This window comes from Proteus sp. HMSC14B05 (genome assembly GCF_001808035.1).
Lineage (GTDB): Bacteria > Pseudomonadota > Gammaproteobacteria > Enterobacterales > Enterobacteriaceae > Proteus > Proteus mirabilis.
In genome coordinates, this window is record NZ_KV791997.1 from 83921 (window position 1) to 100311 (window position 16391).

The 16391-nt window shown below is 40.0% G+C and carries 14 protein-coding genes; 4 read left to right on the top strand and 10 right to left on the bottom strand.

The annotated features are described in order from the left end of the window. Nucleotides 1–32: 32 nt before the first annotated feature. The 10 genes from HMPREF3129_RS13260 to rpmH form a co-directional block, all read right to left on the bottom strand. Nucleotides 33–1994: an insecticidal delta-endotoxin Cry8Ea1 family protein gene (locus HMPREF3129_RS13260; RefSeq protein WP_036919429.1), complete on the bottom strand. Its 1962-nt coding sequence runs from the start codon at nucleotides 1992–1994 to the stop codon at nucleotides 33–35. Between the two features lie 31 nt (nucleotides 1995–2025). Then, nucleotides 2026–2955 carry a metallophosphoesterase gene (locus tag HMPREF3129_RS13265; RefSeq protein WP_004246518.1) on the bottom strand — a complete coding sequence of 310 codons (930 nt, stop codon included), beginning with the start codon at nucleotides 2953–2955 and terminating at the stop codon, nucleotides 2026–2028. Between the two features lie 184 nt (nucleotides 2956–3139). Beyond that, complete coding sequence (locus HMPREF3129_RS13270) at nucleotides 3140–3604, bottom strand: DUF1097 domain-containing protein (protein ID WP_004249773.1); 465 nt, start codon at nucleotides 3602–3604, stop codon at nucleotides 3140–3142. 402 nt (nucleotides 3605–4006) lie between these two features. Further along, nucleotides 4007–5320, bottom strand: coding sequence for a type II toxin-antitoxin system HipA family toxin (locus tag HMPREF3129_RS13275; RefSeq protein WP_004249772.1), 1314 nt, complete (start codon nucleotides 5318–5320; stop codon nucleotides 4007–4009). Continuing rightward, nucleotides 5321–5578 carry a helix-turn-helix domain-containing protein gene (locus HMPREF3129_RS13280; protein WP_004249771.1) on the bottom strand — a complete coding sequence of 86 codons (258 nt, stop codon included), beginning with the start codon at nucleotides 5576–5578 and terminating at the stop codon, nucleotides 5321–5323. Between the two features lie 148 nt (nucleotides 5579–5726). After that, a complete protein-coding gene (mnmE, locus tag HMPREF3129_RS13285; protein ID WP_004246513.1) occupies nucleotides 5727–7091 on the bottom strand; it encodes a tRNA uridine-5-carboxymethylaminomethyl(34) synthesis GTPase MnmE in 1365 nt (454 codons plus the stop codon). A 137-nt stretch (nucleotides 7092–7228) separates the two neighbouring features. Next, complete coding sequence (gene yidC / locus HMPREF3129_RS13290) at nucleotides 7229–8869, bottom strand: membrane protein insertase YidC (RefSeq protein ID WP_004246512.1); 1641 nt, start codon at nucleotides 8867–8869, stop codon at nucleotides 7229–7231. A gap of 2 nt (nucleotides 8870–8871) precedes the next feature. After that, on the bottom strand, nucleotides 8872–9132 hold the full coding sequence (gene yidD / locus HMPREF3129_RS18370; RefSeq protein WP_012368639.1) for a membrane protein insertion efficiency factor YidD: 261 nt from the start codon (nucleotides 9130–9132) through the stop codon (nucleotides 8872–8874). Next, complete coding sequence (gene rnpA / locus HMPREF3129_RS13295; protein ID WP_004246510.1) at nucleotides 9096–9455, bottom strand: ribonuclease P protein component; 360 nt, start codon at nucleotides 9453–9455, stop codon at nucleotides 9096–9098. The genes yidD and rnpA overlap by 37 nt, the downstream gene beginning before the upstream one ends. Before the next feature lie 17 nt (nucleotides 9456–9472). Continuing rightward, entirely contained in the window at nucleotides 9473–9616 is a 144-nt protein-coding gene (gene rpmH, locus HMPREF3129_RS13300; protein ID WP_004246509.1) for a 50S ribosomal protein L34, read from the bottom strand. A 722-nt stretch (nucleotides 9617–10338) separates the two neighbouring features. Between rpmH and dnaA the strand changes: the two genes are divergently transcribed. The 4 genes from dnaA to gyrB are packed head-to-tail and all read left to right on the top strand — an operon-like array spanning nucleotide 10339 to nucleotide 16382. Then, a complete protein-coding gene (dnaA, locus tag HMPREF3129_RS13305; RefSeq protein WP_004246507.1) occupies nucleotides 10339–11739 on the top strand; it encodes a chromosomal replication initiator protein DnaA in 1401 nt (466 codons plus the stop codon). Between the two features lie 4 nt (nucleotides 11740–11743). Then, nucleotides 11744–12847: a DNA polymerase III subunit beta gene (dnaN, locus tag HMPREF3129_RS13310; protein WP_004246506.1), complete on the top strand. Its 1104-nt coding sequence runs from the start codon at nucleotides 11744–11746 to the stop codon at nucleotides 12845–12847. Nucleotides 12848–12858: 11 nt separating this feature from the next. Beyond that, nucleotides 12859–13947 (top strand): DNA replication/repair protein RecF, encoded by a 1089-nt coding sequence (gene recF / locus HMPREF3129_RS13315; protein WP_036919434.1) that lies wholly within the window; start codon nucleotides 12859–12861, stop codon nucleotides 13945–13947. Nucleotides 13948–13967: 20 nt separating this feature from the next. Beyond that, the gene (gyrB, locus tag HMPREF3129_RS13320; RefSeq protein ID WP_004246504.1) at nucleotides 13968–16382 is read left to right on the top strand and encodes a DNA topoisomerase (ATP-hydrolyzing) subunit B; all 2415 of its coding nucleotides are present in this window, start codon (nucleotides 13968–13970) and stop codon (nucleotides 16380–16382) included. The last annotated feature ends 9 nt before the right edge of the window (nucleotides 16383–16391 follow it).

The window sequence follows — 16391 nt, forward strand, 5'->3', positions numbered from 1 at the left end:
ATTACACTTAGGTATTTTATGGAAATAAAACATTAGAATAAAACAGTCATATCAGCCAACAAGGTATTAGGCTCAAAAAAATAGAGATGAAAATAGAGATTTTTTTGATCTTCTTGACTAAAAATACAAGATAAATCAATTTGATAAGTATAAAAATAACTTTTATTATCGGAAATAGGATGATTAAGTAATGGGGTTATTTTATAAATAATATTATCTTGATCTGTGGTGAGCTTAAATTCAGCAGAACCAATAATAGTGCCTTGGGTCGCATCGCCCGTTCTTGCCACTATAGCTAATGATTGTTCCTGCGTAATTGCACACTGTAATAACAAGGTGATTTTTTGTGATAAACCCACTTTGCCAATTGGCTCTTCTGATGGTAAGCAAAAATAAGCATCGTGATTTAACAAAATACAATTTTTCCCCACTAACATATCACTATAGCCATATTGAGCTTTGCTTAGTTGAGTCATAAATCCATGATTTAAATCGAGTTCATAGCTCTTTTTTGCTGTGGGTAAATGATTTTTAGTGTCAAGGGGTAAGGATGCATAACCATCATAAAAACGAAATATAGGTGCAGATTCGGTTAACCAAGCTCCTGAGTTAGCTTGACAGCTTTTTCCATTGTGACGACTTAAATAAAGATTTACGCCATTAAAGCAGTAGCCAGGAATATTAAGATACGATTTATTATCTCGATTACCTTGACCGATAGTAAAACTATTATTGTTAACATCATCAAGTACCATATATTTTAACCCTCCCCAAGGTGTGTCAGAAATATAGCGAACGGAGGGTAAAATTTGCGTTGGTGACAGATAGGCTTTCTGACTGTCTGGGGTAAAAAATGTGTCGTTTTTTATAACATCATGGCTATCTCCTGCCACGCCATTACAGCCTTCATATTGAAAACTATCTACCTCTTTTTCAGGTGTTAAGTAGTTCTGTTTTAAACGGATCACTGCATCAATATGAGAGTAGGATTCAATACTTTGTAGCATGGATGTTCTATGTAATATATCTTTTCCCATCTCAACGTAAGTCTTGTAATAACTGATTTTTGGATCATGGCTATAGTCATTTCCATAAAGCTCTAAGCTATTCCAACGAGCAAAGGGGGTTGTAAATTCAATTTCAAAACTACGTTTAACCCAAGTTTGATAGAAAGATAAACCAGAAGTATAGATACCCACTAAAAAAGTATTACATTTATTATAATCATCTTTAAAAACTTGGGAGGTCTGCTGATAAATGGCTTTATGAATATTGGCGTTAAATTTATCAATGCTGTTTCTTAATGTTTTTAGATTATTTTTGAAATAATCCTCTTCCAGAGCAAGTTTTTCTTTATTGGTTAATATATCGCAATGGGCGGCGACAAAAAGTGCGCAACAGTGGCAATAAAAGGGCAATCCTGCTGATTGTGCTAAATTTAATACTAATGGTTGTTGAGCAATAATTGTCGAAATCACATCATCAAAACGGTTAAGAACTTGTTCCCGTAAATCTCGTAATTGTTCTTCTGAATAATGCACATTGGGGTCAAGGTAACGAGCGAGAGAATCTGAAAATAATTGATAAACGTCGCTAATACCTTCTGTGGTGAGTTTAATGATTTTTATATTGTTATCAGTGATTTTAGCATCAATAATACGAGAGACATGGGCAATAATTTGCTCAGCTAAAGAGCTATCTTTCATATTTTTATTCATGAGGCCAAAAAGTGCGGAAGTAATTTTTGAAAGTACCCCCCCAACAACGGGTATTAGACCAATGATATGACCCACGACCACTTCACCCACCATAATAGGCGCATTAAGCGGATCTTGTTGATTAAATTCATCCACAACAGTGGGTAATATATTACTGTTGCGATTAATCATATCTAACATCCCATCCTTTAAGTCCTCATATTCAATGCAGGTTAAAGGTTGAGTGCAGGGGAGTGACGAAGGACTTATTGATATTTTTAACGGATTTAAATGCATAAAAGAGACTCCTTCTCTGACGTAGTATTATTTAATTCCATTTTTCTATTAATTGAGGTGTACCTGATAAGCCGTTATAAACAGTGATAGATAATTCTGTACCACGGATTTCTACGGCTAAATAATCTCCTTTAAATAGCGCACCACTATTATAAACTGGGACATCGCCGAAGATCTCACTGCCACCATAACGGTTATCTTGACCAACATAATGGGTATGCCCAACAAATACCGCCTTTACCCCGTAATGTTCTAGCATATATTTAAAGAAGGTCAGCTCTTCTTGAGATGATTTTTCTGGGAAGTGTTGGTTTCCATCATGGAAGTTTAATATGATGGTTTTATTGCTATTTCGCGCCTGAATTAAATCTTTTTCTAACCAATCAATAGAATCTGTGACATTAATAGTTGAAGCTGACCAGTGATCGAGCACCACATGATAAGTGGGATAATTTTGTAATTGCACAAAATGGATATCACCATATTCCCAAGAGTAAGCCTTACTACCTGAATATTCGCTACTATCGTATCTAAAATTACCTGAAGTCGCATAATTACGATACTCTTCAATACGGTAGTGCATATCAAAAACCATGCCTCTTGCACAGGCATTCATACTGTAATCGGCATTACTCGGCTCTGCACAGTCCCCCACATTGTTTTGATAGTCGTGATTACCAAGTCCAACATAGGTATTAAATCCTAAAGGTGAGGGAGCAAACAGTGCACGAAAACTTTCACGTTGGGAGCGACGGCCAAATTCTGTTAAGTCACCATTTATAATGCCAAAAGCAAAAGATTTTTCACGGTGTAATGCTTGAATACTGTCTCTAACGCTTTTTACGGTGGTTTCCCAACGGGATTGATCATTATTGGGGTCATTATTATCTAGATCTAGACGCCAAGGTTGTGGATCTGACATGACAATAATATTGTAATCAGTAGATTGTGTTGTTGTCATTGCGATACTCCTTGTTACATTTTTATGGGTTAGCCTCCTTTTTGACCTAAATAGCCATAAACTACAATTGCAAAGTTTATTAGTGGACTGTGCGAAACATTGGAGAAAGTAGTGAAAAAGAGAAAGCGGCGCTCTAGAAATAAAACCTATAGAGTTACCGCTTTTTCATGGTGAGGTAAATTGATTAAATGGCTTTCTTCTGTGATTTATTCGCGATCCACAGTCCGCTCATTTTCATCGAGTAACCAAATAAAATACCGAGAATGAGTGAAGGGATAGTTTGTGTTAAATGACCTTGTGCGGCAAAAATAGTACATGCGCCAATAAAAGTACCCGGAATATAAGCCAGTAATGTACTTTTAGCTTGCACACACATTACAAAGGCAATTACACCGGTGACGGCGTAGCCAAAAATCGCACTATCATTAAACAGTTGGCTACCATAAATAATCGCTAATGCCCAAATAACACCACTCATAATAGTCGCAATCGTCACGACTAAGCCTTTAAAACCTTCTTTAGGGTAGGCGAAATAAGCCGTGCAACCTAAAAAACCAGCCCAACTTAATAAGTCAAATTGGCTAGCAACAAATGCCCAAATGGCAGAAAGAATGCCTGTTGTCAGCGCAGTAAAATAAAGCGTTCTCACGATAGACTCTTAAAAGTAGTGGGGATATTTACCCTGTTAACTAAAGGTGAAGTTTAGCATTGTCATTAGTTGATTTACTATATTTAGATCATTAAACATCATCATTTAAATAACAATTTTTTTGCTATCTGAAATCTATTTATCTATTGAAAAATAAAAAGATAAAGTAAACGATTGCTTTATTAGATTTATCGTTAAATAAAAAATAACCAAGTATGTTGTTTGATATATATTATTAATAGGTTAATTAAAATCGAGTATATAAATAATATAAGAAATAAAAATAATTAATTTATGACACTCTTTTTGAAAAAAGCATTACCTAACTTTATATCGTATATATGCAATTTTTACCTGCTATAACCGGTAAAGTGATATTTACACGCTATAGCAGGTAAATGGCTAAATGTTAGCTAATCTAACAGCGCGTGCTTTCATTCCATCTAATATTGTATTGCTAATCTCAGAAGGGAAATCCTCGGGTAATTGCTGTTTTACGCGTTGTATGACATCGTCCATTTCTTGATAAAAATAACGAAGAATATCGCTCATTAATGAAGGATCGAAACCGACAGCTTCAGCTGTTTGGTAGAAATGACGAGGAAAAATTTGTTCTATTGCGTATTTTTTGCCTCGGCTTGCTTTTAATCCCATAGCAAGTTTTGCATCTCGTGGATTAAGTCCTCGTCCTCCGAAATTGGGATAGATGGACATAATGTCATAAAGGGGAGTGAGATGGAAACGTCCTTCTTGGTTGATAAAAACAGAAAAATTCTTTGCGTGTCCATCCGTTGCAGCCAAAAGCCAAAATAGCACTTGTGCCTTCATAAAATGAAAACGATCTTGATCGGCATTTGATGAACCAAGTAAATATTTCATAATATCGATAATGCCAGGCCCTCCTTCATTTTCATATTTTAGCGCAGAAGGTATATTTAAAATTTGGCAAAAATCTTCTTGAGGTAAACGTATTATCCACGATTTATCAGATGAATATTTTCTATCAAAACGTTCTACAGCAAGCGCTTTAACATTTTTTGTTTTAATAATAGAGCAGTGGGGGACGGGAAGATCAAATTCTTTGGCAATTAAGGTACAAAGATACTCATTTTCTACACTATTGGATAAATCCATTGTATAAGAATGACTTTCAATAACACCAATTGGCAGTTTAATAATATGGGTAGTTGGTGTGTTATTATGTGGCACACACCAATGATTATCTTTTAAAAGTAATGCCGTTTTTTCTTGTGCTCCAGCGATGGAAATTCTGAAATCAGTATATTCTTTAAGCATACCGAGTGGAGTATTGGATTTATATCCTAGTAGAATTTTTTCAAGCTCAGTATCATTGAGTTTTTGATATTCTATTTTTTTGATATCCGCAGGCGTACTGCCACTAGGAAGTAACCTTAATGCACCAACAGTATCTGCACCGATAGCCGCTAATAGGTCAAAGGGTTGATTTGAGTTCGCATTATAGCGACTCACAATACGATTTCTAATTTCAGTATTATCAGGTAACAGATTATCAAAGAAATTATAGACACAGTCTCCTTGATATTCTTGAAGCTGTAATGGCATCGAAAGAGAGATGGGACGACTTCCTGGTTGATTAACCCAATCTTCAGTATATTGGAATGAATGCGCACCTGAGCTTTTTTTAGTAAAGATGCCCACATAGTATTCATTCATATATACATCAAGACTCGCCATTTACCACTCCTCTTTCCATTCACTTTTGTGTGCTAAATTATTTTTAGCATCTTTAGGATGAATTTCCATCTCTAAATTTAGTGCGGAGAGCAGTTTGAAAAAGGTTTCTAGTTTGGTGGAATTAGGATTAAGTTCAAAATTGGACACGGTATCTTGTCGGATCCCTACTTTTTGGGCGACTTTACTTTGAGACAGTTTTTTTGTTAATCGGACATCTTTTAGATGCACACTGAGTTGATAGGCATTAATTATGATCATCATCTTCTACCGGTTATAGGCGTTAATATCTAATATACCGGTTATAGCGTGTAGATCAAGATTTAATGGTTATAGCGTGTAGAGTTATAATTACCTGCTATAACCGGTAAAGTAATATTTACACGCTATAGCAGGTAAAGTTTGGTCGTTACTTCCCAATACAGAAACTAGAGAAAATTCGCCCTAATAAATCATCCGATGTAAATTCACCAGTAATTTCGCTTAATGCTTGTTGAGCAAGTCTTAACTCTTCTGCTAATAGCTCACCTGACTTGGCATAAACCAATTGCTGATAGCCTTGTTGTAGGTGTTCAGCGGCTGTGTTTAATGCTTGTAAATGACGACGGCGCGCTAAGAAGCCCCCTTCAGTATTGCTGTTAAAGCCCATGGCTTCTTTAAGGTGTGAGCGTAGTAATTCAATGCCCATTCCATCACGGGCAGATAAACGGATCATCGGATAGTCACCTTGCGAGGTGATCTCGGCAGGTTCACCCGTTAAATCTGATTTGTTGCGAATAACGGTGACCGGCAGTGTGCTAGGTAAACGAGCCATAAACTCAGGCCAGATCTCTTCCGGTGTCGTCGCCTCGGTGGTGGTACTATCAACCATAAAGAGGACTCTATCTGCTTGCTCAATCTCTTGCCATGCACGCTCGATACCAATACGTTCTACTTCGTCACTGGCTTCACGTAAACCTGCTGTATCGATAATATGTAATGGCATACCATCAATATGGATATGTTCGCGTAATACATCTCGTGTCGTACCCGCTATATCGGTGACAATGGCCGCTTCTCTTCCCGCTAATGCATTTAATAAGCTTGATTTACCGGCATTAGGGCGCCCGGCAATGACGACTTTCATTCCTTCACGTAATAGGCTGCCTTGGCGCGCTTGCGCACGAACATCGTCTAATTGACTGATAACCGTATTGAGTTTGCCCTCAATCACCCCGTCAGAAAGAAAGTCTATCTCTTCATCAGGGAAATCAATAGCCGCTTCAACATAGATACGCAAATTGGTTAAGGACTCGACCATCTCATTAATATGAGAGGAGAAAGCACCTTGTAAAGAGTTAATCGCAGAGCGTGCCGCTTGCTCTGAACTGGCATCAATTAAATCGGCAATCGCTTCAGCTTGCGCTAAATCGAGTTTATCGTTTAAGAAGGCTCGCTCTGAGAACTCACCGGGCTTAGCAATACGTATACCGGGAATTTGTAGAATACGCTTTAAGAGTAAGTCGAGAATAATTGGGCCACCATGGCCTTGTAGTTCTAAAACATCTTCACCCGTAAAAGAGTTAGGATTAGGGAAGAAAAGGGCGATACCCTGATCAAGCACTGAGTTATCTTCATTGCGAAAAGGAAGATAGTCGGCATAACGTGGCTTAGGTACTTTGCCTAAAATAGTTTGTGCCACAACAGCCGCTTTAGGGCCAGAAACGCGTAGGATACCAACACCGCCTCTTCCAGGAGGTGTGGCCTGAGCGACGATAGTATCAGTGCTATGCATGGTGAACTCGCTTAATCAGAATAATCATTAATCGTATAAAAATAAAAAAACAGAAGGCGGCCTATTAGACCGCCTTCACTATTTTATGTCACTTTTCTTTGAATGTAACCAAAGAAGAGGTTTTTCCTGATGTGACCTTATTTTTTGTCTCTACTATGTAGCCCACGTTTTTCCAGACCGCGGTAGATTAACTGCTGCTGGATAATGGTTACTAGGTTACTGACGATATAGTACAGAACCAGACCTGATGGGAACCACAGGAAGAATACAGTAAATACAACCGGCATAAAGGTCATAATTTTTTGTTGCATCGGATCAGTGACTGCTGTTGGTGACAGTTTCTGAATGATGAACATCGTCACACCCATTAATAATGGCAGGATATAGTACGGATCTTGTGCTGATAAGTCTTGGATCCATAATATAAATGGTGCATGACGTAATTCAACCGAGCCCATTAACATATAGTATAAGGCAAGGAAGATTGGCATCTGGATAATCAGCGGTAAACAACCACCAAGAGGATTAACTTTCTCTTGTTTGTATAACGCCATCATTTCTTGGCTCATACGTTGTTTATCATCACCAATACGCTCACGAAGTGCCGCCAGTTTTGGTTGCAGTAAACGCATTTTCGCCATAGAGGTGTATTGCGCTTTCGTGAGTGGATACATAATACCACGAACGATAAAGGTGATCATGATGATGGAGAAACCCCAGTTACCGATAAAGCTGTGCAGGAATTTCAGCAGCTTAAACAGTGGCTGAGAGATAAACCATAACCAACCATAGTCAACAGATAGGTCTAAATGTGGTGCGATTGCAGACATTTCAGACTGGATCTCAGGCCCGACCCATAATGTTGAAGTGATATCCTGTGTGCTATTTGGTGCAACAGTAATAGGTGCTGATTTATAACCAATCAGTGCGATAGATTTATTATCTAAAGTGATAGAGTAGAAGTTGTTATTCTGACTATCTTTAGCTGGGATCCACGCGGTTGCGAAGTATTGTTGTAACATCGCAATCCAACCATTGTTGGTTGTGATAGAAAGGTTTTTATCTTCGATATCACCAAAGCTATATTTTTTATAGTTGGTTTCATCTGATGAATAAGCCGCACCACGATAGGTATGTAGCGCAAAGTTGCTACTTCCAGTATCACGGTGTTCTGGTAACTTAACAGATTGTTTTAACTGACCATAAAAGTTCATTGTCAGTGTTTTATCTGTTGGGTTCTCAACTTTGTATTCAATACCAATGTCATACTGACCTTTTTTCAGAATAAAGGTTTTGACGAATTTCACGCCTTCTTCATTCACAAAAGTCATAGGCACACGTAATTCATCTTGGTTTTCACCTAAGATAAATTCTTGTTGTGTGGCACTGTAGACAGGGCGAGATTTCTGATCTGGACCATCAGGGCCAATTAAGCCACTTTGAGCCTGATACAGGAATTGAGGTGTAGTTTCCAGTAAACGGAAAGGGGTTTTTGAATTAAGCTCGGCGGGATAGGCTAACAAATCAGCCTCATCGATAGTACCGCCCTGAGTATTGATACGAAGATCAAGTACGTCAGTTTTTACGGTAATCAATTTTGCCTGCTCATTGCTGTTACCAGTCACAGCAAGACTATCACTGCTTGGCATGTCCGCTTGTTGCGAGACCTGAGTAGTAGTGGTGGTGTTTTGTGATACTTTATCACCCTCCCACTGCTGCCAGATCAGGAAAGAAACGAACAGTAAAGCGATGAATAGAAGATTGCGTTGCGAATCCATCGTTAATTTTCTCTGTTATCGTCGTTTTTTCTAGGTGGGACAGGATCATCACCACCTTCGTGTAAAGGGTGGCATTTTAATATGCGTTTCACTGTTAACCAACTACCTTTTATCATTCCAAACCTGCGCAATGCCTCAATACCATAATGAGAGCACGTAGGATTGAAACGACAACGAGGCCCCAACAGAGGACTAATCCCCAGTTGATAGCCCCTAATCAGCAAGATCAGGATTTTTGAGCCAAGCGACAATGACGACGCCATAATTTACCCAACACTTCCGTCAATTGGTGGTTATCAAGTTCAGCTACCCCCTTCCTTACTAATACCACAAAATCCATAGCAGGTAATTGATGCTGATGTAAACGAAAGTATTCACGGGCTAATCGTTTAATCCGATTACGCTCATGAGCACGTTTAACGTTTTTCTTTGCGATAGTTAGACCGATGCGGGGATGCCCCAGCTCATTCTGGCGACCCAAAATTGTAACTTCTGGTGAACTCGCACGCTGTGGCTGCTGGAAAACAAAATTGAAATGCTTGGGAGTTAACAAACGTAACTCCCTTGGAAAAGCGAGCTTAACCACGGAATGGTTAGCTTTTATTATTTCGAAGAAACGGTCAGACGAGCGCGGCCTTTCGCACGACGGCGAGCCAGAACCTGACGACCATTTTTAGTGGCCATACGAGCGCGGAAGCCGTGGTTACGGTTGCGCTTCAGTACAGACGGTTGAAAAGTGCGTTTCATAGCGATTTCTACCTACTTTATATTATTACTGATTCAGCAAATGCGTTGACAGACAGGAGTGCAATAAATAAACAAACCAGTACTTCAATCGCAGCATCAATGATGGAAAGATGCGGGATTGTAATAAAATCACTCAAATGCGTCAATGAAGATGACGTTTTAAGTACCGATTTTTGTCGTCTTTTTTAGCAAACCCGATTATCAATCCTTACTTATGCGCAACGCTCGCTCTTATCGACACCCTAAAAAGGGAAGATAAAGGGCGAATTGTTGGTACAAGCACGCAGGGTGCAAGATTATACGGACTCAGGGTGAAAGCGCAAGGATCTTTGGTGGATCATCATGCAGATAATTGATCATCCTTTATAAGAAGAGCAGAAATTTACCTACAGAAAGTTATCCCCAATTGCTATTTATAGGGTGACTCAAGTACACTAGAACTCCCTTACCTATTTATTTCGGAGAATTATCACAAATAGGTAAGCCTGTGGATAAAAACCATAAAAACTGTGTAAAAGAAAGAGGATCTTCGTTTCATTTTGCGATATGATCCCCCGTCACGATCAGAACAACCAGTCTGCGATCGTGAAGCACGATGTAAAAATCGTGGTCATCAAAGTTGTTCCTTATTAAGAATTGAAGAGGAACGGTGTTGTGTACCTAAGTGTTTAATCACATTTTTCCTGTTTATTTTTTAGTCTTGTTTTTGAGGGGAGTCCGCCGTGTCACTTTCGCTTTGGCAGCATTGTCTTGCCCGATTGCAGGATGAGTTACCTGCCACTGAATTTAGTATGTGGATACGTCCCTTGCAGGCAGAACTAAGCGATAACACGCTGGCACTGTATGCACCTAATCGTTTTGTGTTAGATTGGGTAAGAGAAAAGTACATTAATAATATTAATGCGTTATTAGTCGACTTTTGTGGTTCTGATGTCCCTTCGTTGCGTTTTGAAGTGGGGAATAAACCTGTATCAGCACGTACCACCGAGAGTGTTCCCAAAACCGTGACACATCCCGCGGTTAATTCCACACCGACTAACAGCCAGCCTGTGCGTCCTAGCTGGGATAATCAACCGCAATCCCAGTTACCTGAACTTAATTATCGTTCTAATGTGAATCCTAAACATAAATTTGATAATTTCGTTGAAGGTAAATCGAACCAACTTGCTAGAGCTGCCGCAAGACAAGTTGCTGATAATCCTGGAGGAGCTTATAACCCACTGTTTTTATATGGGGGAACGGGTCTGGGTAAAACGCATCTATTGCATGCGGTGGGCAACAGTATTATGGAACGTAAAGCCAATGCTAAAGTTGTTTATATGCATTCGGAACGTTTCGTGCAAGATATGGTAAAGGCGTTACAAAATAATGCTATTGAAGATTTTAAACGCTACTATCGCTCTGTAGATGCGCTATTAATTGATGATATTCAATTTTTTGCCAATAAAGAGCGTTCACAAGAAGAGTTTTTTCATACCTTTAACGCTTTGTTAGAGGGAAATCAGCAAATTATTTTAACCTCAGACCGTTATCCTAAAGAGATTAACGGGGTAGAGGATCGATTAAAATCGCGCTTTGGTTGGGGATTGACCGTAGCCATTGAACCACCAGAATTAGAAACGCGTGTGGCGATTTTGATGAAAAAAGCGGACGAAAATCAAATCCAGTTACCTGATGAAGTGGCGTTTTTTATTGCTAAACGACTCCGCTCTAACGTCCGTGAACTAGAAGGTGCATTAAACCGAGTAATAGCTAACGCAAATTTTACCGGTCGAGCTATTACCATCGACTTTGTGCGTGAAGCATTACGTGATTTACTCGCATTACAAGAGAAACTCGTTACTATCGATAATATTCAGAAAACTGTAGCAGAATATTATAAAATTAAGGTAGCGGATTTGTTGTCGAAGCGACGATCCCGATCGGTTGCCCGTCCGAGGCAAATGGCAATGGCGCTGGCAAAGGAATTAACAAACCACAGCTTGCCTGAAATCGGGGATGCCTTTGGTGGTCGTGACCATACTACGGTACTGCATGCTTGCCGAAAAATAGAGCAACTGCGTGAAGAAAGTCACGATATCAAAGAAGATTTTTCTAACTTAATCAGAACATTATCATCCTAGCGCTATGAAATTTATCATTGAACGAGAACAGCTGCTAAAGCCGCTGCAACAAGTCAGCGGCCCTTTAGGCGGTCGCCCAACTTTACCTATTTTAGGCAACCTGTTGCTTAAGGTGACGGAGAATACCTTATCGCTAACAGGTACAGACCTTGAGATGGAGATGATGGCAAGAGTGAGTCTTAGCCAATCTCATGAAATCGGTGCAACGACTGTTCCTGCGCGTAAGTTTTTTGATATTTGGCGCGGATTACCTGAGGGAGCAGAAATCAGCGTAGAATTAGACGGTGATCGCTTACTCGTTCGTTCAGGAAGAAGTCGTTTTTCTTTATCGACACTCCCTGCATCTGATTTCCCGAATTTAGACGATTGGCAAAGTGAGGTTGAATTTACTTTGCCACAAGCCACTCTAAAACGTTTGATTGAATCCACACAGTTTTCAATGGCGCATCAAGATGTGCGTTACTACCTCAACGGTATGTTATTTGAAACGGAAAACACGGAATTGCGCACGGTTGCTACTGATGGTCACCGTTTAGCGGTCTGTGCCATGGATATTGGACAATCTTTACCCGGACATTCTGTTATTGTGCCACGTAAAGGTGTTATTGAACTGATGCGTTTACTTGATGGCAGTGGTGAGAGTTTATTACAGTTACAAATTGGCAGTAATAATTTACGCGCTCATGTAGGCGACTTTATTTTTACCTCGAAACTGGTTGATGGTCGTTTCCCTGACTATCGCCGCGTATTACCGAAAAATCCGACTAAAACAGTTATCGCAGGTTGTGATATCCTCAAACAAGCGTTCTCTCGTGCGGCGATTTTATCGAATGAAAAATTCCGTGGGGTGCGTATTAACCTCACTAATGGACAATTAAAAATTACCGCTAACAACCCTGAACAAGAAGAAGCAGAAGAAATTGTCGATGTTCAGTATCAGGGGGAAGAGATGGAGATCGGTTTTAATGTGAGCTACCTTCTTGATGTGTTAAACACACTCAAGTGTGAAGAGGTAAAATTATTACTAACTGATGCTGTTTCAAGTGTACAGGTTGAGAATGTGGCAAGTGCAGCCGCAGCTTATGTTGTTATGCCGATGCGCTTGTAATCACGATTAATATGATTTTATCCCGTTTATTGATCCGCCATTTTAGAAATATTGAACAGGCTGATTTGCCATTAGCGGATGGTTTTAATTTTCTTGTAGGATCAAACGGGAGTGGGAAAACCAGTATACTTGAAGCGATTTACACATTAGGCCATGGACGAGCATTTCGTAGTGCCCAAGCGAATCGAGTGATCCAGCATGATGAAAATGCGTTTATTTTACATGGGCGTTTAAGTGGCCTTGATGAAGAAAGTCGCGGTTACTCAATTGGTTTAAGTAAAGATCGCGAGGGTAACAGTACGGTACGTATTGATGGTAGCGATGGGCATAAAATTGCAGAGTTAGCGAAGTTATTACCGATGCAATTAATCACCCCTGAGGGGTTCACATTACTTAATGGTGGGCCTAAATATCGTCGTGCTTTTATCGATTGGGGTTGTTTTCATAATGAGCCTCGATTTTTTGCTGCATGGTCAGATTTAAAACGCGTCTTAAAACAGCGTAATGCAGCACTCAGGCAAGCGTCGTCTTATCGACAACTCTTACCTTGGGATAAAGAGCTTATCTTACTGACAGAACAGATAAGCCAATGGCGAGCTGAATATACAGAAGATATCGCCAAAGATATTGAAGAAACGTGCCAATTATTTCTCCCTGAATTTACCTTGAAAGTCAGTTTTCAACGAGGATGGGATAAAGAAACCGATTATGCACAGTTGCTAGAACGTCAATTTGAACGTGACAAAGTGTTATCATATACCTCGTTAGGTGCTCATAAAGCGGATTTACGTATTCGTGCTAACGGCACTCCGGTAGAAGATATGTTGTCACGGGGTCAGCTTAAGTTGTTAATGTGTGCATTAAGGCTGGCACAAGGTGAATATTTCACTCGTAAGAATGGGCAAAGATGCCTGTATCTGCTCGATGATTTTGCTTCTGAATTAGACGCAAATCGGCGCCAGTTGTTAGCCGAGCGTTTAAAGTCTACGCAAGCTCAAGTGTTTGTCAGTGCAATCACTTCTGGGCAAGTTAAAGATATGCTAGATGTAAATAGCAGGCTATTTAGCGTAGAACATGGCAAAATAGAGGTTAAACCATAGGAATAAAGCGAGAAACGTTGATGTCGAATACATATGACTCCTCAAGTATCAAAGTATTAAAAGGGCTGGATGCGGTGCGTAAGCGCCCGGGGATGTATATCGGGGATACAGATGATGGAACCGGTCTGCATCACATGGTCTTCGAGGTGGTCGACAACGCTATCGACGAAGCCCTCGCGGGTTACTGTGATGAGATTATTGTCACTATCCATTCAGATAACTCAGTCTCTGTTCGCGATGATGGCCGTGGTATTCCAACGGGTATTCATGAAGAAGAGGGCGTTTCTGCAGCAGAAGTGATTATGACGGTTCTGCATGCGGGTGGTAAATTCGATGATAACTCCTATAAAGTCTCTGGTGGGCTGCATGGTGTAGGGGTTTCCGTTGTTAATGCGTTGTCTGAAAAACTTGAACTGACTATCCATCGTGATGGTAAAATTCATCAACAAATTTACCGTTCAGGTGTACCTGACGATCGCTTAAAAGTGATTGGTGAAACAGATAAGTCAGGAACCTTTGTTCGTTTCTGGCCAAGTCTTGATACCTTTAAAGGTGAGACTGAATTCCAATATGATATTTTAGCGAAACGTCTGCGTGAGCTCTCCTTCTTAAACTCAGGAGTCTCTATTCGTTTAATTGATAAACGTGATAACCGCGAAGATCATTTCCACTATGAAGGTGGTATCAAAGCATTCGTTGAATACTTAAGCCGTAATAAAACGCCTATTCACCAAAATGTATTCTATTTTTCTACAGAGAAAGATGGCATTGGTGTTGAAGTGGCGATGCTGTGGAATGATGGTTTCCAAGAAAACGTTTATTGCTTTACCAATAATATTCCACAACGTGATGGTGGTACTCACTTAGTTGGTTTCCGTACCGCGATGACTCGTACGCTAAACAACTATATGGATAAAGAAGGCTTTAATAAGAAATCGAAAATCAGTGCAACGGGTGATGATGCTCGAGAAGGCCTGATTGCGGTTATTTCTGTTAAAGTACCTGATCCGAAATTCTCATCACAAACGAAAGATAAACTGGTTTCTTCTGAAGTTAAAACAGCGGTAGAAACGCTGATGAATGAGAAGCTGGTGGAATATCTATTAGAAAATCCGACTGACGCAAAAATTGTTGTCGGTAAAATTATTGATGCCGCTCGTGCCCGTGAAGCTGCGCGTAAAGCACGTGAGATGACGCGTCGTAAAGGCGCACTCGATTTAGGCGGTTTACCGGGTAAATTGGCGGACTGCTCTGAGCGTGATCCTGCTTTTTCTGAACTCTACTTAGTGGAAGGGGACTCTGCGGGTGGCTCGGCAAAACAAGGGCGTAACCGTAAAACGCAAGCGATTTTACCGTTAAAAGGTAAGATCTTAAACGTTGAGAAAGCGCGTTTTGATAAGATGCTGGCATCTCAAGAAGTGGCAACGCTTATCACGGCATTAGGTTGTGGTATTGGCCGTGATGAATATAACCCAGATAAACTGCGTTATCACAGCATTATTATCATGACGGATGCGGACGTCGATGGTTCTCACATTCGTACATTATTACTGACGTTCTTCTATCGCCAAATGCCAGAAATTATCGAACGTGGTCATATCTTTATTGCTCAGCCACCTCTCTATAAAGTGAAAAAAGGGAAACAAGAGCAATACATTAAAGATGATGATGCGATGGATGAATATCTGATGTCTATTGCGCTTGATGGTGCAGCGCTTTACGTCAGTGAACATGCCCCTGCTATGCATGGTGCACAATTAGAAAAACTGGTTGTTGACTACCATGCTGCGCATAAAATTATTCGTCGTATGGAGCGTCTCTATCCACTGAGTATGTTAAATAGCTTGGTCTATCACTCAACGCTGACAGAAGATGATCTCTCTGATAAAGCGAAAGTGGAAGAGTGGATGAGTGGCTTGGTGAACCGTTTAAATAACGCGGAAGAGCAAAGCAGTACTTACAGCTATACCATCACACAAAACGAAGAAAATCGTTTATTTGAGCCAGTATTACGCATTCGTACTTACGGTATCGATACAGACTATAAATTGGATTACGATTTTATTCATAGTAGTGAATATCAACGTATTACTAATTTGGGTGATATTATTGGTAACCTGATTGAAGAAGGGGCCTATATTGAGCGTGGAGAACGTCGTCAGGCGATTTCAAGCTTTGAAGAAGCCCTGGAATGGTTAACCAAAGAATCACGTCGTGGTCTTGCTGTACAGCGTTATAAAGGTCTTGGTGAAATGAACCCAGAACAATTATGGGAAACCACCATGAACCCAGATACACGTCGTATGATGCAAGTCACTGTGAAAGATGCGATTGCGACCGATGAGTTATTCACAACCTTAATGGGTGATGCTGTTGAACCTCGTCGTGCTTTTATCGAAGAAAATGCACTAAAAGCAGAAAATATCGATATCTAATAACGTTTT

Excerpts from the sequence above, each read along its gene's own strand:
- HMPREF3129_RS13280 (WP_004249771.1), bottom strand. The coding sequence starts at position 5,578 with ATGATCATAATTAATGCCTATCAACTCAGTGTGCATCTAAAAGATGTC.
- gyrB (WP_004246504.1), top strand. The coding sequence starts at position 13,968 with ATGTCGAATACATATGACTCCTCAAGTATCAAAGTATTAAAAGGGCTG.
- yidD (WP_012368639.1), bottom strand. The coding sequence starts at position 9,132 with ATGGCGTCGTCATTGTCGCTTGGCTCAAAAATCCTGATCTTGCTGATT.
- dnaN (WP_004246506.1), top strand. The coding sequence starts at position 11,744 with ATGAAATTTATCATTGAACGAGAACAGCTGCTAAAGCCGCTGCAACAA.
- rpmH (WP_004246509.1), bottom strand. The coding sequence starts at position 9,616 with ATGAAACGCACTTTTCAACCGTCTGTACTGAAGCGCAACCGTAACCAC.
- HMPREF3129_RS13260 (WP_036919429.1), bottom strand. The coding sequence starts at position 1,994 with ATGCATTTAAATCCGTTAAAAATATCAATAAGTCCTTCGTCACTCCCC.
- recF (WP_036919434.1), top strand. The coding sequence starts at position 12,859 with ATGATTTTATCCCGTTTATTGATCCGCCATTTTAGAAATATTGAACAG.
- HMPREF3129_RS13265 (WP_004246518.1), bottom strand. The coding sequence starts at position 2,955 with ATGACAACAACACAATCTACTGATTACAATATTATTGTCATGTCAGAT.
- mnmE (WP_004246513.1), bottom strand. The coding sequence starts at position 7,091 with ATGCATAGCACTGATACTATCGTCGCTCAGGCCACACCTCCTGGAAGA.
- yidC (WP_004246512.1), bottom strand. The coding sequence starts at position 8,869 with ATGGATTCGCAACGCAATCTTCTATTCATCGCTTTACTGTTCGTTTCT.
- HMPREF3129_RS13275 (WP_004249772.1), bottom strand. The coding sequence starts at position 5,320 with ATGGCGAGTCTTGATGTATATATGAATGAATACTATGTGGGCATCTTT.